At 53.1% G+C, this 20,469-nt stretch carries 14 protein-coding genes and 1 tRNA gene; 7 read left to right on the forward strand and 8 right to left on the reverse strand.

The features are described from left to right. The first annotated feature begins 15 nt into the window (after positions 1 to 15). Positions 16 to 2,196, forward strand: a complete 2,181-nt coding sequence (locus ACI0FG_RS06135) for a RelA/SpoT family protein (RefSeq protein ID WP_419787670.1) — start codon at positions 16 to 18, stop codon at positions 2,194 to 2,196. A gap of 95 nt (positions 2,197 to 2,291) precedes the next feature. Here ACI0FG_RS06135 and ACI0FG_RS06140 read toward each other — a convergent pair whose 3' ends face one another. From ACI0FG_RS06140 to ACI0FG_RS06160, 5 genes are all read right to left on the reverse strand, one after another. Next, on the reverse strand, positions 2,292 to 3,521 hold the full coding sequence (locus ACI0FG_RS06140; protein ID WP_419787671.1) for a methyltransferase domain-containing protein: 1,230 nt from the start codon (positions 3,519 to 3,521) through the stop codon (positions 2,292 to 2,294). Positions 3,522 to 3,699: 178 nt separating this feature from the next. Beyond that, positions 3,700 to 5,466, reverse strand: a complete 1,767-nt coding sequence (locus ACI0FG_RS06145; RefSeq protein WP_419787672.1) for an amino acid ABC transporter permease — start codon at positions 5,464 to 5,466, stop codon at positions 3,700 to 3,702. A 68-nt stretch (positions 5,467 to 5,534) separates the two neighbouring features. Continuing rightward, on the reverse strand, positions 5,535 to 6,359 hold the full coding sequence (locus tag ACI0FG_RS06150) for an ABC transporter substrate-binding protein (RefSeq protein ID WP_419787673.1): 825 nt from the start codon (positions 6,357 to 6,359) through the stop codon (positions 5,535 to 5,537). 89 nt (positions 6,360 to 6,448) lie between these two features. After that, positions 6,449 to 7,177, reverse strand: a complete 729-nt coding sequence (locus tag ACI0FG_RS06155; protein WP_419787674.1) for an amino acid ABC transporter ATP-binding protein — start codon at positions 7,175 to 7,177, stop codon at positions 6,449 to 6,451. Between the two features lie 174 nt (positions 7,178 to 7,351). Then, a complete protein-coding gene (locus ACI0FG_RS06160) occupies positions 7,352 to 8,713 on the reverse strand; it encodes an L-serine ammonia-lyase (protein ID WP_419787675.1) in 1,362 nt (453 codons plus the stop codon). A gap of 194 nt (positions 8,714 to 8,907) precedes the next feature. Between ACI0FG_RS06160 and ACI0FG_RS06165 the strand changes: the two genes are divergently transcribed. Continuing rightward, positions 8,908 to 9,354, forward strand: a complete 447-nt coding sequence (locus tag ACI0FG_RS06165) for a superoxide dismutase, Ni (protein ID WP_419787676.1) — start codon at positions 8,908 to 8,910, stop codon at positions 9,352 to 9,354. Between the two features lie 98 nt (positions 9,355 to 9,452). Here ACI0FG_RS06165 and ACI0FG_RS06170 read toward each other — a convergent pair whose 3' ends face one another. From ACI0FG_RS06170 to ACI0FG_RS06180, 3 genes are all read right to left on the reverse strand, one after another. Further along, positions 9,453 to 9,773, reverse strand: a complete 321-nt coding sequence (locus tag ACI0FG_RS06170) for a TIGR03905 family TSCPD domain-containing protein (protein ID WP_419787677.1) — start codon at positions 9,771 to 9,773, stop codon at positions 9,453 to 9,455. Between the two features lie 1,657 nt (positions 9,774 to 11,430). Beyond that, positions 11,431 to 12,423 (reverse strand): hypothetical protein, encoded by a 993-nt coding sequence (locus ACI0FG_RS06175; RefSeq protein WP_419787678.1) that lies wholly within the window; start codon positions 12,421 to 12,423, stop codon positions 11,431 to 11,433. 212 nt (positions 12,424 to 12,635) lie between these two features. After that, positions 12,636 to 12,712 (reverse strand) — tRNA-Pro (locus ACI0FG_RS06180). 244 nt (positions 12,713 to 12,956) lie between these two features. On the opposite strand from ACI0FG_RS06180, the gene ACI0FG_RS06185 reads away from it, so the two are divergent. The 5 genes from ACI0FG_RS06185 (at position 12,957) to ACI0FG_RS06205 (ending at position 20,435) form a co-directional block, all read left to right on the forward strand. Further along, entirely contained in the window at positions 12,957 to 14,027 is a 1,071-nt protein-coding gene (locus ACI0FG_RS06185; RefSeq protein WP_419787679.1) for a protein-glutamate methylesterase/protein-glutamine glutaminase, read from the forward strand. Between the two features lie 40 nt (positions 14,028 to 14,067). Beyond that, complete coding sequence (locus ACI0FG_RS06190) at positions 14,068 to 16,005, forward strand: HEAT repeat domain-containing protein (protein WP_419787680.1); 1,938 nt, start codon at positions 14,068 to 14,070, stop codon at positions 16,003 to 16,005. Between the two features lie 9 nt (positions 16,006 to 16,014). Continuing rightward, positions 16,015 to 16,887, forward strand: a complete 873-nt coding sequence (locus ACI0FG_RS06195) for a CheR family methyltransferase (protein WP_419787681.1) — start codon at positions 16,015 to 16,017, stop codon at positions 16,885 to 16,887. Between the two features lie 121 nt (positions 16,888 to 17,008). Beyond that, complete coding sequence (locus tag ACI0FG_RS06200) at positions 17,009 to 17,377, forward strand: response regulator (protein WP_419787682.1); 369 nt, start codon at positions 17,009 to 17,011, stop codon at positions 17,375 to 17,377. Positions 17,378 to 17,462: 85 nt separating this feature from the next. Continuing rightward, complete coding sequence (locus tag ACI0FG_RS06205; protein WP_419787683.1) at positions 17,463 to 20,435, forward strand: chemotaxis protein CheA; 2,973 nt, start codon at positions 17,463 to 17,465, stop codon at positions 20,433 to 20,435. The last annotated feature ends 34 nt before the right edge of the window (positions 20,436 to 20,469 follow it).

Below are 20,469 nucleotides of genomic sequence, written 5' to 3' on the forward strand. Positions count from 1 at the left end.
TTTCCGACAGGACATATGATTCGCATCAACGAGATCACCGACAAGGTGGCATCATATATCGAGCACCCCGACCTGGATCTGATCCAGCGGGCCTATGTTTTTTCCGCCCAGGCGCATGACGGCGTGGTCCGTCGCTCGGGCGAACCATACATTTCCCATCCCATGAACGTGGCCTTCCTGCTGGCCAACATGCAGCTTGACGAAGCGACTGTGGCCGCCGGGCTGCTGCATGACACAGTGGAAGATACGGACACCACGGTGGACGAGATCGAGGAACTCTTCGGTTCCGATGTTGCCGACATCGTGGATGGCGTGACCAAGATATCCCAGATGGCCTTCGAGTCCCGGGCGGTGCAGCAGGCGGAGAACATCCGCAAGCTCATACTGGCCATGGCCGAGGACATCCGCGTGCTCATGGTCAAACTGGCCGACCGGTTGCATAACATGCGCACGCTGGAGTTCATGAAGCCGGTCAAGCAACGGCTCATAGCCCAGGAGACGCAGGACATATATGCGCCCCTGGCCAACCGGCTCGGTTTGCACCGGATCAAGACCGAGCTGGAGGACCTCTGCCTCCGTTACCTGAAGCCGGATGTCTTCTCCCAGCTGAGTGAAGCCGTCCACCAGCACAGGGCGGCCGGTGAGCCGTACATAGAGGAAGTGGTCGGCCTCATCTCGGACATGCTCAAGAAGAATAAGCTCAAGGGGCGTGTCTATGGCCGGACCAAGCATCTGCATTCCATCCAGGTCAAAATGGAGCAGCAGGGGCTGACCTTTGACGAAATTTACGATCTCATCGCCTTCCGCATCATCGTCGATTCCATCAAGGACTGCTATGCCGTGCTCGGGTTGATCCACTCCGTGTGGCGTCCCGTTGCCGGTCGGTTCAAGGACTATATTTCCATCCCCAAGGCGAACATGTACCAGTCGCTGCACTCCACGGTCATCGGACCCGAGGGCGAGCGTATCGAGATACAGATCCGCACCGAGGAGATGAACCAGATCGCGGAATACGGCGTGGCCGCCCACTGGCAGTACAAGGAGGTGGGCAAGGGCTCCAAGCGGGGCAAAACCGCGGGCACCCGGGACGCGGAGCGGTACACCTGGCTTCGACAGATCATGGATTGGCAGCGGGAGCTTTCCGATCCGCGCGAGTTCATGTCTTCGCTCCGATTGGAGATGTTTCAGGAAGAGGTCTACGTCTTTACGCCAAATGGCGACATCAAGGAATTGCCCGAAGGCGCGACGCCGGTTGATTTTGCTTACGCCATCCACTCCCAGGTTGGCGACAAATGTGCCGGTGCCAAGGTCAACGGCCGCATCGTTCCCCTGCACAGTCAGCTCAAGAACGGTGACTCGGTGGAGATCATCACCGACAAGAACCGGATGCCCAGCCGCGACTGGCTCAAGTTCGTCAAGACGGCCAAGGCGCGGACACGGATCAAGCAGTTCATTCGCACAGTGGAGCGCGAGCAGGCTATTTCGCTGGGGCGCGAGTTGCTGGAAAAAGAGGGGCGTCGGGTCGGTATCAATGTCCAGAAGTCCATAAAGGACGGTGAGTTCCTCAAGCTGGCCGAAGTCTTCAACTGTGGTAGCCTGGACGATCTCCTCTCGCAGGTCGGATTTTCCCGCTACACACCGCGCAAGGTCATCAAGAAGCTGTATGCGATGACCCACGATGAGCCGCTTGATGCGCGCAAGCCAGCCGATAAAATCGAGGAGGCCGGACAGCAGCAGGAGGAACGGAAGGCCAAGAAAAGCGACGGGTTGCAAATATCCGGTGTGGACAATGTCCTGGTTCGTTTCGCCAGCTGTTGCAATCCGCTGCCGGGCGATCCCATCATCGGTTACATCACTCGCGGCCGTGGCGTGACCGTGCACCGCATAGACTGCCACAACGTCAAGAATTTCGAAGAAGAGCGGCTTGTTCAGGTCAGCTGGGAAGGGTCCGAGGAAAAACCGTATCCCGCCAAGATCAAGATCAAGTGTTTGAACAAACCCGGTATGCTCGGCAGGATATGCACCATACTGGCTGAGATGGACGTGAATATCGATTCCGGCAGCTTTGATTCCAAGGTGGACGGCACGTCTGTGCTTGATTTCACCGTGGAGGTGAAAACGCTGGATCAATTGTATGCCGCTCTGGCCAAGGTCAAGGCCCTCAAGGCCGTGAAGGAAGCCCTGCGCGTCTCCTAGCTTTACGCAACGCCTAAAATGAAAAGGGCTCGTTATATAACGAGCCCTTTTCTTATGCTTGCCGGATAAGCTGGATAACTTCGTTCTTTCATGCCTCATCTGCCGAAGAAATGCGTGATCGACGGCACAATGTCCAGAAAGGACAAAGGTTGTTGCCCCATGTTTCTTATCCTGAAGGGGATGTTGGGACGAATCAGTACTGTCATCCCTTCAGAAAGTTCGGTCTCGCGTGACTCCTCAAAAAGCAAGGCCGAACCTGAGAGAATGTAAATCTGGTGTTCCCAGGCAGTCTTTCTGAGGGGAGTGGTGCCGGACTTCTCCAGGGTGATCTTTCGAGTGCAAAAGGATGGAGAGCGCTCGTTGTCATCCTTTGTGAGCCATTGCAGGGCCATACCTTCGGCGCCCTCTTCTTCGATGGGGAGTAGAGGGACCTTATTGGGCTCAACTATTTTACAGAGCGATGCCTCGCTGTTGTATTTTTCAAGGCGTTGAACACTTTCCCTGTCCTCCTGGATCATTTCGGCATCCAACTCGATGGGGAAAAGCGGTTTGTCAGAAACAATGGTTTCAAGCAGATCACTTTCAGGAAGTGTTTTTCCCCTCGGCGTAAACTCTCCCTTGCAATAGTGGACGATGACTTTTGTCTGTTTGCTGACGGAAAGGTTCTCAGTCATAGCCTTGACGTGCGAGCGGATTGCTTCAATGGGGCCGAGTATGTCCGTTTGTTTGTGGGAGAATTGCGGGTAGAAGCGGAGCGGTTCGTTGTCAAACAAGCGCGTGAAGTCTTTCTTGGTGAAGTAGCTTACATCCGATCGCTGTACGGGATTGTTTTGTCGGAAGAATTGAGGATGCGTTTCATGGAGGTACAATAGGAATTCCTCTTTTTGCTCTTCCGAGTCGAAAAAGCTTTCCGTGGAAATGACAATGTGTTTTCGCGCTACCCGTCTCAACTCGGCAATGACTTTGGCCGAATCCATGATGTGCTCTATTGTCTCTATCATTATGACGGTATCAAACGAATTGTCCGCAAAAGGCAGATCCAACGCGGAGGCATTGCAGACCTCAAGTCCGTACTTTTGTTGGGCAAGATTGAGTGTGTGGCTATTGATGTCGGCCGTCATCACATCGGCATTGAAAATTTGTTTTAGCAGATAGGACTGATAGCCATCGGCCCCGCCCACATTGAGAACCCTGCCCAGTTCGAGGGTATTGAGGAGCTTGAAGATGCTGAAGGTCCGAGCATAATGGACCAGTTGAAGCGGGACGGTGTGTTTGTATCCTTTCAGATATCCATAGATAGGCGCGTGTGCGATCGGGTATCCCATGCCGTTCTCCTGTTGTGCTGGCACAATGGATTGACCAACTATCCTTTACGGCTAGGGGAAGTCAATGATCGTCTGCCTTTTCAGGATGGGCATGGAATAGGTCGTAGTGAATGGCGTCTGGCAAACAAAAAGGCCCTCCTGCGGAGGGCCTTTTTGAGTCAATTCTGCTTTGTTCCTTTTACATCTCGATGCGCACGGTTTCCGGGCTGAGTCGGCGCTCCAGCCGTTTGGCATAGAGGCTCATGCAGTAGCAGCAGATAAAGTAGAGTGCTGCTACGGTCGTATAGATCTCGAAAGGATAGATCATGGTTCGGTTGTTGATGGCATAGGCCGCGCGGGTCAGTTCCATCACGCCGATAATGTAGGCCAGCGAGGTGTCCTTGAAGGCCGCGATGAACATGCCTACCAGGGCCGGGAGCATCTGCTTGAGCGCCTGGGGCAGGATGATTTTGCGCATGGTCTGGAAGTAGCTCAGCCCCGAGGCCTTGGCCGCTTCCACCTGCCCCTTGGGAATATTCTCGATACCGCCGCGGACGGTCTCGGCGATATAGGCACCGAAGAAGAAGGTCATGGCAATGGTTGCTGCCCAGAATGCCTGGAGGTCCACCTTGAAGACGAACTCGAGGATGGCGGTATAGAACCAGAATATGACCAGAATGAGTGGAATGGCCCGTACCAGTTCAATATACAGGGTGCAGGGGATGCGGATGGCCCGGTTGTGTGCCGTGCGGCCCATGCCCACCGCCAGTCCGATGAGGAAACTGCCGAGGATGGAGATGAAGGCCATGAGCACAGAGCCGGAGAGACCGCCCAGACCGTAGAAGAACTCAGACTCGTCGCCACCGGGGAAACGCCATTTGAGCAGAGTGGACAGGTTGGCCCAGATGATCCCGTAGTTGAAGCCCGCGATGGCCATGACAGCCTTGTAGACGGTCATGGCCAGAGCCGCCACAAAGATAACCTTGGAAGCGGTGATGGTGAATTTACCCAGCGAATGCAGGATGCGCCGCAGTGGGGAGATGGTTTTGGATGCGTCCGGGGCCTTGCGGAAATGCCACATGAGCCGTTCAAGGCCATCGGCCAGCATGGCGAAGGGCGCGAAAACAACGTCCGCGACCTTGCGGGCCATGGGCCTTTTGTTCTCCGGGACGATCTTCAGCTTGGCGTTGACCAGGTTGAGGATTGTGGAAATCAACAGGGACAGGGCCAGATAGATCACGGTGGCCGCCACCAGAGCCTCAAACGTCCGGAAGGTCAGCGAGAGTACTTCCTGCATGGACCAGCATACTTCGCCGACACCAATGGTCATGGCCAGCGAGGTATTCTTCATGTTGTTCAGGAATTCACTGCCGAGCGGCGGAATGATTTCGCGAAATGCCAGTGGCAGAATGACCTTGCGCAGGGTTTGGTTGAAGCTCAGGCCCGACGAGTAGGAAGCCTCCAGCAATCCTTTGGGGATGGACTGGATGCCTGCCCGGATGATTTCCGCCATGAAGGCGGAAGTGAAGATGCCGCAACCCAGCGTTGCCACCCAGAATTCGAAATCCATATCGTACAGTTTGGTGCGGATTTCATCCGGGAAGGCATAGGGAAAGGCAAAGTTCCAGAAAAAGAGCTGAATAAGCAGCGGGGTGTTGCGGAAAAGCTCTACATAGCAGGTGGCGAACCAGTAGACCGGCTTGAATTTTGATAGCCGGGCCAGTCCGATGACCGTGCCGAGAACCAGGGCAAGAATGGCGGAATAGAGGGTGATGGTGGCTGTCAGGTGCAGCCCGTGCAGCATCAGGTCGCCCATGTTGCCGTATTGCCCGTCGGTTATGAACACCGCCCAGTCGAAATCATAATTGAATTTGAAGACAAAGGCGAAATAGTAGACCACCAGGCCGAGCATGACCAGCAGGCTGAAGTTCTGGACCCAGGGTTTCTCAAAATATCTCTTGATCATCGGTCTCTCTCAAGCGAGGTCCCGGAGCCAGAGCTCCGGGACCATGTAATGACTTGCGTCGGGGTGGCTTACGGCCACATCTCGATTTTTTCGGTCAGCGGGAAATCGAAGGGGGTCTGGGGACCGAACCACTTCAGGTAGATCTGCTTGTAGGTACCGTCCTTCCACATGTCCTGCAGGGTGAAGTTGACGGTGTCACGCCACTTGGAATCGTCCTGGGGCAGGCCGATGCCGTAGGGCTCGTCGGAGATGAAGTCGCCGACCAGCTCGTACTTGCCGGGCTCCTTGGAAGCGTAGCCGAGCAGCAGGGTGGCGTCGGTGGAGATAGCCTGGACACGACCGGAACGAAGGGCTTCGAACATGGCGATCTCACCATCGTAGCCGATGACGGTCGGGTTCGGGTTGCCAAGCTTCTTCAGGTAGTTGGTGGCGTTGATGATGGAGGTGGTGCCCTGCATGGAGCCGACCTTCATCTTGGCCAGATCCTTGACGTCCTTCACCGTACCCTTGCGGGCCAGGAATTTCTGGCCATCGAAGAAGTAGGTGATGGAGAAGTCGATCTGCTCATCACGGGAACGCTTGTGGGTCATGTTGGCCAGGGTCATGTCGACCTTGGGCGGGTTGGTCTGGACGTAGGTGACACGGGTGTTGTTGTTTACAACGACCTTTTCCAGCTTGCAGCCAATGCGCTTGGCGATTTCGGCGGCGATGTCAACGTCGAATCCGGTCCATTCGTTCTTGTCATTGATGAAGCCGAAGGGAATGCCCTGGTTGGACAGACCTACTTTGACGACTTTGGTGGACATGACGCGGTCGTAGGTAGGACCGGCGTATGCCATGGACGCGGCCAGAACGAGCAGCGCGGCCAGTGCAGTGATCTTGAGAACTCGCATTTTCCTCTCCTCTCAATGGTTGGGAGTTCGACCAAAAACATGCCCCGTCCAGACACCATGTCCGCGCGGGGCGTATATATCCTTATAACCTAATGGCTGAGGATCTTGCTGAGAAAGTCCTTGGTTCGGTCGCTTTTGGGATTATTGAAAAATTCCTCGGGCGAATTTTCTTCGATGAGATTCCCGCCGTCCATAAATATGACCCGGTCCGCCACTTCGCGGGCAAAACCCATTTCGTGGGTGACGCAGATCATGGTCATGCCTTCGCGCGCCAGGGATTTCATGACATCCAGCACCTCATTGATCATTTCAGGATCAAGCGCGGAGGTCGGCTCGTCGAAGAGCATGATCTTGGGCTGCATGGCAAGCCCCCGGGCTATTGCCACGCGTTGCTGCTGACCGCCGGAAAGCTGGGAAGGGTAGGCGCCCGCCTTGTCTGGAATATTGACCTTTTTGAGCAGGTCCATACCTATGGAGGTGGCTTCACCCTTGCTCATTCCCCTGACCAGGGTGGGCGCGAGAATAATATTCTCCATGACCGTCATATGGGGGTAGAGATTGAACTGCTGGAAGACAAAACCTACCTCGGCCCGGAGCAGGGTCATGTTGGTACGGGCATCCGAAACGTTCATGCCGTCCACTAGAATATCGCCTTCCTGGATGGGTTCCAAGCGATTGATGCACCGGATGAGGGTGGATTTCCCCGAACCTGAAGGGCCGCAGATGACAAGCACCTCGCCTTTTTCAATTTCGAGATTTATGTTGTTGAGGACGTGGAAATCCCCATACCACTTATTTACATTTTTGAAAGAAATCACGTCTTGCACCCCAAAAAAAGATATTCGGCTGAAAAAGCCAGCACGCTCCCTAGCAGAAATATCGGTTCAGGGCAATCTTAATTCAGGTCGATGATATCAGGCCAGAATTTTATTCTGCTATAATGCCGCTAGGCCATAAAACATGTGTTTATTCTGATAATACGAACGGTTGGCCTAACATTCCGGGACGCTTTGGGCCAACCCTCCAAGCGATGTCTCCTTATATTTTCTGGACATATCCTTCCCTGTTTGGGCCATGGCTTTGAACACTTTGTCCAGATTTACCATTTGGTAAGATTCTTCCAAAGTGGAAGCGATGAGGAAGGCGTTGTACGCTTTGACCGCTCCCATGGCGTTGCGTTCGATACATGGTATCTGGACAAATCCGCCTACGGGATCACAGGTCAGACCCAGGTGATGCTCCATGGCTATTTCCGCAGCGTTCTCGGTTATTTGAAAACGATGGCCGCGTGCATAGGAGAGGAGTGCTGCCGCCATGGAGGAGGCAACGCCGACCTCGCCCTGGCAGCCAACCTCGGCGCCGGAGATGGATGCGTTGTGCTTGGCCAGGAATCCGACGGCCGCGGCTGCCAGTAAACCATGACGAATTTCCTTCTGTAGTGCGCCCATGTGCCGTTTGAGCATGAAAATAATAGCCGGAATGACTCCGGCAGCCCCGCAAGTGGGGGCAGTGACCACGCAATGGCCCGATGCGTTCTCTTCCGAGGCGGCCAGTGCGTAGGCATTGATGGCCCGAAGGAAGCCCGACCCCTGGAATTCGAGCTTTTTGGCACTTTTGTACATGATGCTGGCCTTTCTCTGTAAGCCGATAGGGCCGGGAAGAACGCCTTTGGCCGCTATGCCGCGCTCCACGGCCTGTTCCATCACTTCTACTACCCGATCAAGTCCGGCGAGAATTTCAGCTTCGCATACGCCCGTGATGCTTTTTTCGTTTGCGAGCACCAGCGTGTGCAGGCGGATGGAATTGTTGCGAAGATGTTCCTTGAGTTCCGCCATTGTCTCATAGGGATAGACGGGTTTCCCCGTTACCGGTTCTTCCCAGCCCTGCCAGCGGAGAAATCCTCCGCCTACGGAGAAGTAGATGCGTTCCAGCAGGACTTCAGTTCCGGCCTTGAATCGGAAGATCATGGTGTTGCTGTGCGGATAGTCGTGTTGCACGGCGTCGAAGATAATGTCCCCGGTGCGGTAGGATAATTTTTTATCACCCAGGTCGAGTTCGAAGGGGCGTTTTTTGTCTAAAAATGGATCCATGGCCTTTGAGTCGCAGGTGTCCGGTTGTTGCCCCAGCAGCCCGGCCATAATCGCCCTGGGAGTGCCGTGTCCCTCTCCTGTGGCCGACAGGGAGCCAAAAAGGCGGATATCCAAGGTGTCGCCCTTCTGGCGCATTTCCTGGGGGAGTTCGCGGATTCGTTCCATGAAGTTGAATCCGGCCCGCATTGGGCCAATGGTGTGGGAGCTGGACGGGCCGGGGCCGATTTTGAGCAATTCGAATATGGAGGTGGAGATAGCGGGCATGTGGGGGTCTCTTGCTTTCGGTTGAATGGTGAACAGACGGTTAGGATGATACTGGAAAAACGAGAAGAGGAGAAGGAATTTTCTTCAAGGCTGGACGCATTCTGATTACTCGTCTACTATTATCGTAAGTCTCTGGCTCATGTGTCCTACGCTGTATGAACAAGAGGGATCAACCAAGAAAAGGGAAGGTAATAATGCGAAAACTTGGGTTATTTATTGGTTTGATTGTCGGGTTGTTGTGGCTTGTGCCGAAAGGCGCTCAGGCTCACTGCCAAGTGCCGTGCGGAATCTATGACGATCACGCACGGGTTGAGGCCATGCTTGAGGACGTTGCCACTATCCGTAAGGCTGTTACAGAGCTTGGCGAACTCAACGGCAAGACGGACGTGCAGTCCCGTCAGCAGTTTGTTCGTTGGGTGAATACCAAAGAGATGCATGCGGAGCGTATTATCCGGACTATTTCCGATTACTTTCTGACCCAGCGGGTCAAGGCGGATCAGAAGGATTATGTGAAGCGGCTAAAGGATCATCATGCCGTGATGGTCGGTGCCATGAAATGCAAGCAGAACGCGTCTATGGAACCCGTGGATAAGCTGGAGACCCTGGTCAAGGTCTTGTATGACTATTACCATGAGCATTAAGCCGGGTTGTTGGCGGGATTAAGTGCAATAAAAAAGGGACAGCGGTTTGCGCTGTCCCTTTTTCTTTTCGTGAATTTCTGAGGAATACCGGGAAGGGGCTACCTGGACTGTTCCTTCTCCAGGTACTTGCGCAGGGCGTGGCAGAACTGGTCCACGCAGGAAGAGCTCTTGGAACCGCAGGTAATGCCGCTGAACCGGTCCAGAACGAACTCGACGCTCATGCCTTCGACCATGGAAGCAATGGCCTTGTGGTTACCTTCGCATCCACCGACAAAGCTGACGTAGTCGATGCTGCCGTTATCGACGACAAAGTCGATTTCCTTGGCACAAACATCCTGCTGGGGGATGAAATGTTCAACTTTGGGACTGGGGGCCGGGACGGAGAGCATGGGAGCTCCGAAATTCTGAGTATTATCCATTGTATTTATTCCATTCATTTCTGTAACTGGTTGGGACCGGTTTTTCGGTCGGTACACCTTTCGTCTTTCCTGCGGTTCCGGACTTTGCCAGTCCTCCTTAAAGCCCGTTTTGGGAGGAGGAATAGCCGCGAGGTCATGGCGACACTTCAGAGCGTTTTCTCGGGCACGTAGCATTTTTAATCGCTGTGGCTCGTATTCCCGAGACAAAGAGGACCGGGACGCGGTTAGTCAGTGGATATAGAGTTGCAACTTGGAGGGGCAGTAACATTTCACTGTGGGATGAAAGATGCCATAATCGCAGAGACTTTCATTCTGCGGCCCGTGCACCCTTGTGCGATATTTCCCAATTGAGATTGGGAGGCAATTCAAATCCGGTTTTCGTTCGTCCCGTTATTTCCTCTAAAGGCGCGCTTGGGAGGCGATTTCTCCCGCGCTGAGGAATGGCATCTACAGAAACTGAGATAGCATGTCAAACGTCGATTGTGATTCTTCGCACATTTATAATGCAGGACTCTTCAAGGGGGTTTTACCGCCCTGAATGAATGATAGTTGCTATGTTTAATGTGCTGTAATAAAAGGTGATCAGCAAACGAAAGTCAGTGTTTTGCTTTCTGGGAAAAATTTGAGATGTACTCTTTTCCGCAAGCTGGAACCATAGGCTGAAGGGTGAATTGCATCGCTCGGAATAGTGCCCTTGGTGGCTTAAAGACATACGGATTTGGTAGGTAATTCGAGGTGGAAGCGATATCTCTTTTGGGAGACAGGGCGGAGTGAATAATTTTTTTAAAATTTTTAATGGATAATTTACTTCAGCCTCAAAAAAATATTGCGTGAGGAGCGCCGGTCTACAGACTGGGCACAGCTTCAAAGACTATTGGGATAATCTGAAGGGGATTTTCCCATAGCCGACAAAGCGTTCTCGTATCTATACTTCAAGAGCTTTGGTCAGCAGCTGGAGAGTATGCATTATTGGCACGTCTTGGCTTTTCATACCTCGCCGGTAATCACGCCAGATGTCGGATTAAAGCAAAAGATGTAGTGACAATGGCATTGAGATCGGCCTGTTCTGCGAAATGGTCTGATATCCTGCCGTGAACTTGAAAAATGAATTGGGAGTTGGCTGCGAATGATTGAGAGGTCTGATAGGGGAAACTACTATGGGGGGGGCGTTTAGAGATACGTTGGAAAATCCCGTTTTGGAGCCTGGTCAGGGCGCTGAGTGACGGGAAGGGGAAATACAGAACAGTTTCAGCTTTTCTGCGCGGAAATCCTTTTCGATTTTCTGCCTGGATCAACAGAGTGGCTTGCTAAATATGTTTGGTTGAGGTTTGGGAGTGCAGCTGCCCATACGCCCAAAAGAAAAAGGCACTTACGATTATTATCGTAAGTGCCTATTTTGTCTGGTCGGGATGAGAGGATTTGAACCTCCGATCTCTGCGTCCCGAACGAAATGGGCTATGCTGCATCTTTTGTAATCATTGAATTTATTTTTGTTCGTCACATGAAAAATACCCGTAAAATGGGTCTAAAATGTGACAAGAAATGTGACAGAGCTATGAGTTGTTCTTCATAAATTTGGTATGTTAGCATATCAAATTGTTTTGAATTTGTGATTGATAAAAGCAGTATCACTGCGTATTTCTCTCGATTTATTACTTTACTTTGTTGAATTAGGTTTAGGCCAATCAGGAGGTAACAAGGGGGTCGCTGCAATATGAATTGGACATTCCCAATCTAGGTTTTCTTCGTCAATAGAGTTAATGGCGAATCCGTGTGGCCAGCTTGTTTGTGTTAGTAGTATGTGTAGGGTGGAGACTTCAATGAAGCCTACAACACATTCAACAATTGCCCCCATCTCCCAGTCAATATCGTACTCTTTTCCATGTGGTAAGTGTTGCCACGATGGCTTTACAAGTGCTCCTTGGGCGTTCATTGTAAAGTTGTTGACTACCAGTTTGTTTGACTTTTGGGGGTGTTCAATAGCATTTCGCATTTTTATAAGCCGATTAAGGATATCTTCATGTCGATGCAATACTTCATAGAGCATGTGGTCTTTACCAAATTCTGTACCGATAAACTCTCTAATTGTATGGTAGTGATGGCCACTAAAGTTTTGTCCAAAAACTAAGTTGAAAAGGTCACCAAATCGTTGGAGGCACCTTTTGATGCATGTTGAGAAACTTTGAGCTTTATCTGAAAGATTTTCAATGTGTGGAATGATAATACATTGGGTTGATGAAGAGGATTTTGAGAGGTATTCATTACTAAACTTCATAACATCATATGCTATTTCAAAGGCGATGTTATATGCATTGATGAGAGAGTCTCTACTTTCCCTTAAAATTTCAAGTGCATCTTTCTTTTTGATTTTGTTCGAAACAAGAAGATCATCACAGAGTTTGTCTGCTTGTAAAAATGTTCTTGCAACAATGCAGTTACTAGCGCCGATTTCAGAGTAGAGCAGTTTCCTGTTTGGCGGAAGTTGAGGATTGGTATTGTCGGGATCGATGACTTCAGGAGTGGTAATTTGAACGATGCAGTCTTCTTTGAATACTTCAAATACATCACCTGATTGCACCATATGAGTAAGTCGGCCTGTGCCTTCAGTTATTTCTATAGAAAATGCTTGGTGTCTGTCGAAAGCAGTCATGATCCACCTATTTCAATTATGATTGCTTTTATTATATGATTTTAGCGATGATGTCTTCCTCTGCGATCGCTGCGTTCAAGGTGCAAAGCTTAACCATTGTATCTTCCTATAATGTTGGCATTTATTGAGGCTGTTGTGAAAAAAATGTGACAAGCACATGTGACAAAAGAAAAAGGCACTTACGAAAAGTATTCGTAAGTGCCTGTTTTATCTGGTCGGGATGAGAGGATTTGAACCTCCGATCTCTGCGTCCCGAACGCAGCGCTCTACCAGACTGAGCCACATCCCGTGTGCGTGAGAGGGGTGTTTAGCCCAGTGGGTTTCAAAAGGCAAGGTAAAAAATCAACTTAATCGCTAGACGATAGACAAAGTGGGTGAATCTGCCTAGAATGGTTATCAACGAATTTAATTTAATAATTCCTTCTGAAGACTTTGCCTTGCTACATACTGCTCTGACGCAAGTGAATGATTCTGTTGTCGACCTCTCGACTCAAGTGGTTTGCGTACTGAGAATGCCCGAAGGAGATGGATGAGTGATTACTGTTTTAGTCGTGGATGATTCCGCCTTCATGAGAAAGGCCATCAGCACGATGCTCGATAAGGACCCGGAGATTAAGGTCGTCGGCATAGCCCGAGACGGGCAGGAAGGACTGGAAATGGTCCGGAAGCTCAGCCCCGATGTCGTGACCATGGATATCGAGATGCCTCGTATGGATGGCCTGACCGCGCTTCGTCATATCATGATGGAGTCTCCAAGGCCCGTCATCATGGTCAGTTCCCTGACCACGGAAGGAGCCGAGGCGACCCTCAAGGCCATGGAGCTTGGAGCTGTCGATTTTATCCCCAAGCAACTCTCGAAGGTCTCTCTGGATATCATCAAGATTGAAAAAGATCTCATCGAACGGGTGAAGACAGTCGCCACTCGCCGGATGCGGCATTTCCGGTTCAGGAAGGCTGCCGCGCCTGTGACGAGTCGGCCCGAAGCGAAACGTCCCTCCTTGCGGCTCCGGCCGACGGTTGGCGGTCGTCCCGTTCATGATGTCGTGGCCATAGGCGTTTCCACCGGGGGGCCGCCTGTGGTGCAGAAAATCCTTTCTTCGCTGCCGGAGGACTTCCCTGCCGGGATCGTCATAGCCCAGCATATGCCTGCGGCCTTTACCGGTCCTTTTGCCAAGCGGCTTGATTCCGTGAGCAAATTGACGGTGAAGGAGGCGGAAAATGGTGACGTGCTGAAACCGGGGCACGCCTTTGTTGCTCCCGGCGGCAGGCATATCGTGCTGGACCAGAAAGTGAGCCGGATCGAGATCGTCGTCACCGACCAACCAAAAGATGCACTTTACAAACCGTCGGCCAATGTGCTCATAGGCTCCGTGGCAGCTGCTGTGGGCAAACGCGGTTTGGGTGTAATCCTGACCGGCATGGGCAGCGACGGCTGCGAGGGCATCCGTGCACTCAAGGAGAAGGGAGGGCGAGCATTGGCGCAGAGTGATTCCACCTGTGTCGTGTACGGCATGCCCAAGGCCATAGTGGAGGCAGAGCTGGCCGACGAGATTGTCGATCTCGACGACATGGCTGCCGCCATTTTTGCCAATCTCTATAAATAGGCCGGGGTTGGCCGTTTTTTTGAAGGGGGGACCAGAGCGTATGACGGAATGCGAAAAGTATCTTGATCTGCTGAAAAGCGGCGATAACGAGATTATCCGGGATGGCGCTTTCAAGGCGGGCGAGCATAACTGTGTCGAAGCCGTTGACCTGTTGGCCGAGCTGCTGCAGACCAACCATCTGGGGATTCAGGAAGCTGCGGACAGCTCTCTGCGCAAGATAGGCGGCAAGGAGACTGTGCGTGCGGTTCTCCCGTATCTGCGTTCCGATGACGCCCCGGTGCGTAATCTGGCCATGGATATTCTGCGCGAGGTTGGTTGCCAGGACCTGCCTACCCTTATAGATCTCGTCCACGATGAGGACGCTGATATTCGTATCTTCGCCACTGATATTCTTGGCTCCACCGATAATGTGCTGGCCGTGGAGCCCCTTTGCAATGCGCTGCTCAAGGACCCCGAGGTCAATGTGCGGTATCAGGCCGCCGTCAGCCTGGGGGAACTGGGCAAGCCGGAAGCTTCGTCATGCCTGAACAAGGCTATTAACGACGAGGAGTGGGTTCAGTACTCGGTCATCGAGGCCCTGACGAAAATCGGCCATTCGAGCTCGGTGGATGCCCTGGTCAAGGCACTGGACTCTGCTTCCGATTTGGTTGCCTCCATGATCATCGATTCCTTGGGGGAGATGGGCAACGTCAAGGCCGTAACCATGCTGCTCAAGCGGATGGACGAATCGCCCACTGCACTGCGCAACAAGATCGTGGTTGCGGTCGTGAAGATTCTGGGCGGCAAGTCTCTGACGCTGCTCAAACCGGATGAGCGGGAAAAATTTCGGCAGTACTTGCTGGTCGCCTTGCGGGACGAGGACGACGAGGTTCAGGATGCCGCTATTCAGGGCCTGGCCTATGTGGGTGGCGAAAAGGCGTCCCAGGGTATCCTGGAAATCGCCGGAAGGCTGGATCAGGACCGTGACCATGAGCGGCTGGCAGTCATTATAGGCTACCTGGCCCAGATTGGGGTTACGGAGGCTCTCAAGCAAGGACTGATGGGGGAGGATCAGGATCGGGCCCGTGTGGCGGTCCAGGTCTTTTCGCAGGTCTCTCCCTTCCAGTGCGAAACTGGGCAGGAGGTCTGCGGCATCCTGATGGATGCGTTCTGGAAAGTGCCTCTGCCCATCCAGAGGCAGATAGTCGGGGTGGCCGCATCGCGGGGTACCATCAACAACAAGGACTTTTTCATCAAGATTCTTGATGAGCATACGGATGGTACGGTGTTGAAAAGCGCTGTCTATCTGTTGGGGGAGAAGCTTCGTCTGCCGGAAGTGGCCAGCAGGGTCTTTCCCTTGCTCAATCATCCGTATGATGATGTGAAGGAAGCCGCGCTTGAGGCGTGTATCGCCATTGGCGGCGAAGAAGTGCGGGAGCGGTTTGTCGCCATGTCGGACAGCGACGAACCCGTTGATCGGCTGATGGCCGTGTATGCCCTGGGCAAGCTCGATGCCGCAGCCAATCTGGACATTTTGACCCATGCTTTGGAAGACGAGATTCCGGATATCAGAAAAGTGGCGGTGGAGTCGCTGGCATCAGCGTCCGGGGAAACCGACCGCTGGCGTTCTTTGGTGCTTTCCAAGCTCAATGATGAAAGCAAGGATGTCAGGCTGACGGTTATAGAAATCATGGGCAAGTATTTCGGCAATGATTTTGTGCCGCATTTGATAGATTCGCTGAGCGACGAGGACGACTGGGTTAAGATTCGTGCCATAGGCGCCCTCGGCGACCGCAGAAGCCATGAGGCGATTCCTCGCCTGATCGAACTGCTGGACAACCCCAACCGCTTTCTGGTGATCAAGACCATCGAGGCACTTGGCGCCATAGGCGGCACTGCCGCCTTCCGAGCGTTGCTGGAAGTAACCAACAGCGATGAATATGAACTGGTGAGCGCGGCCGAAGAGGCCATCGCCAGTATACAAGAGTCTCAGGAGTAGACTGAATCAATGGCTTCTCTGTTCTCAAAGACCATATCCCTGGGAAAGGAACTCAAAATCTCGGATCAGGAATTCGCCAACCTGCGGGATTTCATATACGAGCAATGCGGCATTTATATTGCCGATAACCGGAAGTATCTGCTGGAGAATCGGCTGGGGAACCGGCTCAAGCAGTTGAACCTTCGCGATTTTGAAGAATATTACAACTTCCTGAAATACGATGTGGGCAAGACGCGGGAGATGAAAAAGCTCTTTGAGGTCATAACGACCAATGAGACGAGCTTTTACAGGAATCCTCCGCAGCTGCAGGTCTTTCAGGAAAAGGTGTTGAGCGAAGTTCTCCGCACTAATGCGGACAAGAAGCGGTTGCGCATCTGGTCTGCCGGTTGTTCTACCGGCGAAGAGCCGTACACCATTTCCATGATTATTCATGAAATGCTCAAGACCGAAGTCGCATCCTGGGACATCAGGATAACGGCCAACGATCTGTCGGAACGAGTGTTGGAATCTGCGCGCCGGGGCGTGTACAACGACTACACTCTTCGCAGTACTCCCAAGGAAGTGGCTGGTCGTTACTTCGATATGGAGAACGGCACCAACAAGATCAAGTCCGAAGTGAAGAGGCTGGTTACTTTCGGCCAGATCAATCTCAAGGACAAGATGCAGCTTAAGCGGGTTGAGCGGTCGCAGATTGTCTTTTGCCGAAATGTTATCATCTATTTTGACGACGCCATGAAAAAGCAGGTTATCAATGCTTTCTACGATAACCTCTTGCCGGGGGGATACCTCATTATCGGGCATTCCGAGTCGCTGCACAACATCACGCGCGCCTTCAAGCCCATCCATTTTCCCGGGGCGATCATCTACAAGAAGGAAGAATAGGAATTGGGATCGGCGGTACTTGAAATGGGGGAGCGCAGGTTGTGCGCAGGGCCCGAACGGATGGTGGAGGCGAAGGTTGTTGTCCTTCCCGTGACCACGTCAAATGCAGTGAGGGGGTAACATGGCTAAACATGTTCTAATCGTAGATGATTCCAAGACGGTGCGAAACCTGGTCGCCTTCATTATGAAAAAAGAGGGCTTCAAGGTGACAACGGCTGAGGACGGTCTGGATGGCCTTGAAAAGCTGTACAGTTCGCCTGTTGTCGATCTGATTGTTTCCGACGTCAATATGCCGCGCATGGACGGTCTGACCTTTATCAAGACGGTCCGTGAGCAGGAAGCATACAAGGATATTCCGATAGTCGTCCTCTCCACCGAGGGACAGGACAAGGATATACATACCGGTTTGACTGTCGGCGCCAATTTGTACATGGTCAAACCGGCGCAGCCGGAAAAGCTGGTGCGCAACGTCAAAATGTTGCTGGGCTAGTTTCGGTGTGCTACATGTGGATTACGATTTGATATAACGCTGCCCATGGCGAAGCGCGGGGCGGTAGATAATCCCGAGGTAGTTGATGAACCAGGATTTTCTTGATCCGGAAATATTATCCGAATTTTTCGTTGAAGCAAAAGAGCACTTGGAGACCATCGAACCCAACCTGCTCGAACTTGAGAAGGCTCCCGACAATCTCGGGTTGCTCAACGAAATATTTCGTCCCATGCATTCTCTCAAAGGGGCGTCGGGCTTTCTCGGTCTCAATAAAATAAACGGTCTTGCCCACAAGGCGGAGAACATCCTGGATGAACTTCGCCAGGGTTCCATGCATGTTACCGAAGGGATAATGGACCTTATCCTCTCCGCCACGGATGCCTTGCGCGTCATGGTGGATAATCTGGAAAACAGCGGCACGGAAGGGGATGTGGACACAGCCCCGATCATTGAGCAGATCGAGTTGGCACTTGCGGGCGGACTTTCCGAGGATAATGCATCCTGTGGGGCCGAAGCCGATAATGCCTCCTCTGCTCCAGATACCGGGATGGCCGCAGACCCGGAACCCGTAGCTGCTGAATCCGAGATTGTGGAAACGGCGGCATCCATCGAATCGCAACAAGAGCCCGCCGTCCAGGCGGATGTGACCGAAGGTGCAGATATGACTCCCGCGTTCCAGCCGGTACCGGACCCTGATTTCGACGATACTCCCTATGGCCTGACTACGGTCGGAGAGGGGCATCTGGCTGATTTTCTGGAAGAGGCACACGAAATCATCGAGAATTTGAATCGCTGTCTGTTGGCCTTGGAAGGGGAAGTTGATGGCAACGATGAGTTGGTCAACGATACCTTCAGGTATTTTCATAATCTCAAGGGCAACAGCGGTATTATAGGATTCAAGGAGCTCAACTCCCTGACCCACGAGGCCGAGACGCTGCTTAATCGCGTGCGCAAAGGTGATATGGAGTGCAGCCAGGGACTTATCGACCTGCTGTTAGCTGCCGTTGATCTTATTGAGGACCTCGTGTCCAAGGTGGATGTGGAAACCGGTCGGGTTTCCCCCGTTGATACCAGTGTGATGGCTCAGTTGCTGCAGAAGGTTACCGAGGACGGCAATGTGGCCGCCGTACAGGGAATCCTGTCTGCGGACAAGGGGGGAGCGTCTGCTCCTGCCGCGCCTGAGGAGCCCCGGGCGAGTGCCCCGGCGGAAAGCGCCGCTTCGGCGCCGGAACCTGCGGAAGCCGCTTCCGGCTATGACCCGGAAGACGTGGCCCTTTTTGTTCAGACCATCAAGCAGCAGTTCGAAGGCGTGGCTGTTGCGCTTGGAATGCTCCGTAAGGATCCCGGCCAGGAAGAAATCGTGGACGGTCTCTTTCGGGCATTTCAGACCATCCAGAATTCCGCCGGATACATGGGGCTGGATGAGATTAAGGAATACGCAGGCCGGACGGTTGGTCTGGTGGATCAGGGACGCAAGAGCGACATGGACTTCGGCCTGATGCTGGACATCCTTGATCAGGAATTTGCTATTTTAAAGGATATGTTGCTGCAGGCCATTGAGAAGATTACTGGTGAGTCTCTTGAAGACCCCACGGTCAACGTGAAGATTCCGAGTGTGGCCCCAGCATCCAAGCCTGCCCCGGCTGTGGCACCCAAGCCTGCTCCCGCAGCGCCCAAGTCGGCAGCAAAGCCTCAGGCCGCTGCTCCGGCTCCGAAACCGGCTGCCCCGAAGCCCGCGGCTTCGAAACCGGCGGCAAAGCCTGCAGCTCCGGTGGCCAAGGCCGCCTCGGCCGCTCAGGCTGCGCAGAAACCCAAGGTCTCCAGCACGATCCGGGTGGATCATCTCAAGCTGGATCACCTCATGAATGTCATCGGCGAGTTGATCATCAACAGAAACCGTTACGCCATGCTCGCGCGCGCTCTGGAAGAAGGGCATGAGGAAGTTCATGTGGTTGCTCAGCAGCTCACGGAAACGACCTATGCCATGGCCCGTATTTCCGATGATCTGCAGGACACCATCATGAAGGTCCGTATGGTGCCGGTGCAGACCGTGTTTTCCCGATTCCCCCGCCTGGTGCGCGACCTGAGTCGCAAGAGCGGCAAGCAGGTGGAGTTGATAATGGAAGGCGAAGAGACGGAATTCGACAAGTCCGTGGTGGAAGAGATCGGCGATCCCTTGGTGCACCTGGTGCGAAATGCCGTCGATCACGGGCTTGAGGAAGAAGATGAGCGGATTGCCGCAGGCAAGAAGCCTAAGGGGCATGTCTGGCTGCGAGCCTACCACAAGGGGAATTCCGTTGCCATTGAGGTAGAGGATGACGGTCGGGGCATGGATCCGGAAAAGCTCAAGCAGGTAGCCATTCGCAAGGGCCTTATTTCCCAGGATGAAGCCAATGCCATGGACGACCGGGAGGCTCTTGATTTGATATTCGCTCCGGGCTTCTCCTCGGCGGAGAAGGTTACGGATATTTCCGGCCGTGGTGTCGGCATGGATGTGGTCAAAACCAACATCAAGAACCTCAAGGGCAGCGTCAACACCCAGTCCGAAGTGGGCAAGGGATCTAAGCTGACCCTGACCCTGCCGTTGACCCTTGCCATCATCGATGCGCTCATGGTCCAGGTGGGCGGCGATACCTATGCCCTCCCGCTGGATGCGGTTTCCGAGACGACCAAGATCGAAACCAGCAAGCTTTCCGATGTGAACAATCGCAAGGCTGTCACATTGCGGGGCGAAGTCCTGGGTGTGGTCGAGCTTTCCGAACTGCTCGGAATGGAGCAGACAATGGATGAGCGCGATGTGCTGCCCATGGTTGTCATTCAGGACAATGACCGTCGTCTCGGTCTGGTGGTGGATCGGTTGCTGGAGCGGCAGGAAATCGTTATCAAGCCGCTCGGCCAGTACTTGAACAACTTTAATCTCAAGGGGTTGTCCGGTGCGACCATCATGGGCGACGGCTCAGTTGTCCTGATTCTGGATCCCCACGAAATCTATTCATTGTCCACCCAGCTTAGCCGCAAGGGATCTGTTTCCCAGCCAGCCCTGAGCTACGGCAAGTAGCATTGTTTTAAGACAAAATAAAAGGCCGGAAGGA

The sequence above is a fragment of the Pseudodesulfovibrio sp. 7M6 genome, assembly GCF_050058625.1.
Taxonomy (GTDB): domain Bacteria; phylum Desulfobacterota; class Desulfovibrionia; order Desulfovibrionales; family Desulfovibrionaceae; genus Pseudodesulfovibrio; species Pseudodesulfovibrio salinus.